General features: G+C 44.8%; 4 protein-coding genes and 1 pseudogene. All 5 read right to left on the minus strand.

Going from position 1 to position 3,092, the window contains the following annotated elements:
- Window positions 1-221 (minus strand): annotated as a pseudogene (locus tag Dpoa2040_RS16655) (glycoside hydrolase family 104 protein); the annotation flags it as partial.
- 5 nt (window positions 222-226) lie between these two features.
- Window positions 227-568 (minus strand): phage holin, lambda family, encoded by a 342-nt coding sequence (locus Dpoa2040_RS16660; RefSeq protein WP_168641970.1) that lies wholly within the window; start codon window positions 566-568, stop codon window positions 227-229.
- Window positions 569-739: 171 nt separating this feature from the next.
- On the minus strand, window positions 740-1,552 hold the full coding sequence (locus tag Dpoa2040_RS16665; RefSeq protein WP_168641971.1) for a TIGR02642 family protein: 813 nt from the start codon (window positions 1,550-1,552) through the stop codon (window positions 740-742).
- An 88-nt stretch (window positions 1,553-1,640) separates the two neighbouring features.
- Window positions 1,641-2,087, minus strand: coding sequence for a VRR-NUC domain-containing protein (locus tag Dpoa2040_RS16670; RefSeq protein ID WP_246867323.1), 447 nt, complete (start codon window positions 2,085-2,087; stop codon window positions 1,641-1,643).
- A partial coding sequence (locus tag Dpoa2040_RS16675) for a hypothetical protein (protein ID WP_168641972.1) occupies window positions 2,084-3,092 on the minus strand: 1,009 nt, incomplete at its 5' end. The genes Dpoa2040_RS16670 and Dpoa2040_RS16675, both read right to left, overlap by 4 nt.

Genomic DNA, 3,092 nt, shown 5'->3' on the forward strand with positions numbered 1-3,092 from the left:
GTGGATCGCTGTCCTTGTTTATTGAAGACTTTACCTGGGCGACCATTAGCGAATGGATGATCGTGGTAGTCGGTGAATATCTCTGGTTTGCCATCGATGCCAGTGACAATGACGTCGTAACCGCGGTTTCGGGTGAGTGGATGCGTCGCTGTACCCTCAGAAAAAGCCAGCATATCCAAAAACGCGGATAAATTTTTATGCAGTTGTAGATTCTGGGTCATAGTATTTACGCTTGTGGAGTATTACCGCCAAAGCGGTTGCCGAGAATACGCAGCGCCAGCGCACGGATCTGCTCAACACCGATAAAGCCAATACTGCCGCCGATTGCCACGGTGAGCGTGCGCGGCAGACTGAAATACTCCAGTGATGAAATAACCGTCAGCGTTAGCGCGCCGCACAATGCTGCCTCCAGCAACATTTTTTTGTGGCCACCGCCCATATAGGCAACACGCAGGACGGTAATAACGATGGACAGCAGCACACCGCCGAGCGGCATGTCACCGTTCCACCACATGCGAAGCAATTCCCAGAAGTCCGTCCATGTATGAACATTGTTTTGCATCTTCACGATCTCCACCTCCCTAACGGTCGGCGTGCTGTATGAAATAAAAAAGCCGCTGGGCGAACCATGCGGCTTAAGGACTGACCAATAAAAAAACCGGAGCAGCTTTTAGGCACACTCCGGTATCTTTGGGAAATTTAGCGCGTATGTGTTTATAGGTCAATCAGAAGCATTATGCTATGCCCCTATTTCATCGCGGATTTTATCGCAAAGAGTCCGCGTTGCACAGGATTCCTCAACATACAGCCACTGCAGGCACCACTTCATCAGTTCCAGATATTGCAGCCAGTCTTCATCCCGCATCACGGCCCCTATGCTCGCAAGAGACTGGCGCACATGCTCAAATGTCGCAGTAATCCGCCCACTGCCCCCGCATTCATTGCAAATTATCGCCAATCGTTGCGCCTGGCCTGTGCCGCTACAACGCGGACAAACATTACTCTGCGCCGCCTGTTGTTCAGACCATTCGCGGAATAAGCGGCGCTCATGAGTCATGCACTCCATTGCAGCTTTTATTTCTGCGCCAATCACGTGGTAGTTCGTGTCACTCACGTCGCTGCGGCTTCGCCGTTTCTCCAGTTGGCGTACCTTATCGTTGATTGCGTCGGCACGCTTACGCCACTGCGCAGATCGTGGGCCATACCGGCGCAACAGTTTTGCAATGTGCATAATTTGAGCTGGTAAACTACGCTCCAACACAATGCTCAGGGCGAGCGAACAGGCAACATCTGAGTGCTCCAGATGATCGTACTTCGCATACATTGGCGCATCATATATCGCACGCATGATGCGAAATCCTGCATCACCGTCGCTTCGGTATTTCGCCATCAGCACATCATACCCTACAGAGTTATGCCGTTGTGCGGTTGCTAACGCCCCAATAATTTGATCCTTGGATAAAGAGCTACGTCCGCGCCCGACGTTGAGTGATTCAATACTCATGCAGCGCGGATCGTGCATTTTGATAAGTTGCTCTATTGCTATGGTCATTTGGTCAGTCCTGCAATTATTTGTCACAGGCTGATTCTATATGTCACAGGCGAGTGTTGCAAAATACGGAATGTTTTGCTGGTAATCCCTAATTTTGCAAGTAACGTTCTATCTCATTGCGAGCAGAATTAAATCCATAACAAATTTCAGCACGGTAGCCAGCGGCACGCATTAACTCTTGCCATTCCAATTGCTCTTGAGTCGGCCTGCCGCCTGCTGCTTTCATTTCGATCCATAAGCCAGCATACCCGCCACATGGCAATGCCAGGAATAAATCGTGAACCCCCGACCTCATTCCCAATCGTTTGGCATCCCTCGCCGCTTTTGGCCCGCGCTTTCCCTCATTAGGAATGTGAAGCAGATAATCCCCGATGCGGATGCCATCAATCACGGTCTTATCTGCCCACTCAATCAACGCTGCCTGTTCTTCCAACTCTGCCTGATGGTAGACTTTGCGAACCTTGCCGTTGCGAGTTTCAAGCTTGGCTTTGGTGCCTACCACAGCTAACGCGCTGATTGAGTTTGGGAACATCATGACGATGTCTTTCTCCCGATGATTTTTCCAGCCAATTCAGCTATGGCATCAGCACCATCTAATACAGCAGGTATTTTATCATCGCTAACCTGCAAAGGGCTAAATATCAAGCTCTCAAATGACTTCCAAGAGTCTTTATTATCATCAGAAGTTGACTTTGATCTTGTTTCAGCATAATCGTGCATAAACTCACAAAGATTAAGCCTTAAATCAACCTGTAATAATTGTGCTCGTATTGATTTCAACTCTCCGTAGAACAATCTCATAAAATAGAAAAATAACAACTCTAATGTTGCTAAAGGAATATAAAAAAGAACCCTCCCCCAATCAAAAACTTTATTTTTTTCAATTACGCTAGTTGGATTGGATAAGTCAGCACCACGTTCTAATGGCGTAGATATTACATCTAAAAACCATAACTCTCCATTTCCAAGTGGATGGTACAATATAACCCACAATGGTACTGATATCAGCAAAAGCAAGAAAAACCAAGTTCTCAGATGTGCAAATACAAGCTCAAACCCTTTTCTTCTTCGAATTGTAGAAAATCCTTTAGATAATAGTTTAAAATTCCCTTCCGACTTCACATTTAAAAACTTACCTTCAAGAACACGAACTTCTTCTTTCAGAAAATCCACATATTCAACACTGGATGTTGCGTCCCTTCTAAACTCATCTAATTTATCTTGAATATCTGAATTTGCTTTATCAATATCATTTATTAATTCTTTAGCTCGTTTAAAGTTATCTGATGCAAACAAATGCTTCACCATCAAATAAGGCATTTGTGTTTTAATCCAAGAAAAATCAACCTCGATGTAATTTCTTTGCGAATCCCAACCTTTAACTTTATTCAACCTATCAATTACCATATAATTTTGATATGATTTTAAAGAATACAAGACATCATACCATGAGTGATATTCAAAAAGAAACCTCAACAAAACGAAGAGAAAAAATTTTTTATCATGATTAAATGCTGATATATCTAACACAAAGTCATTT

Origin of the sequence: Dickeya sp. CFBP 2040 (assembly GCF_012273755.1) — a bacterium.
Lineage (GTDB): Bacteria > Pseudomonadota > Gammaproteobacteria > Enterobacterales > Enterobacteriaceae > Dickeya > Dickeya poaceiphila.

What these genes read in the sequence shown, in the direction of transcription:
- Dpoa2040_RS16665 (WP_168641971.1), bottom strand. Translation starts at nt 1,552, where the DNA reads ATGACCATAGCAATAGAGCAACTTATCAAAATGCACGATCCGCGCTGC.
- Dpoa2040_RS16670 (WP_246867323.1), bottom strand. Translation starts at nt 2,087, where the DNA reads ATGATGTTCCCAAACTCAATCAGCGCGTTAGCTGTGGTAGGCACCAAA.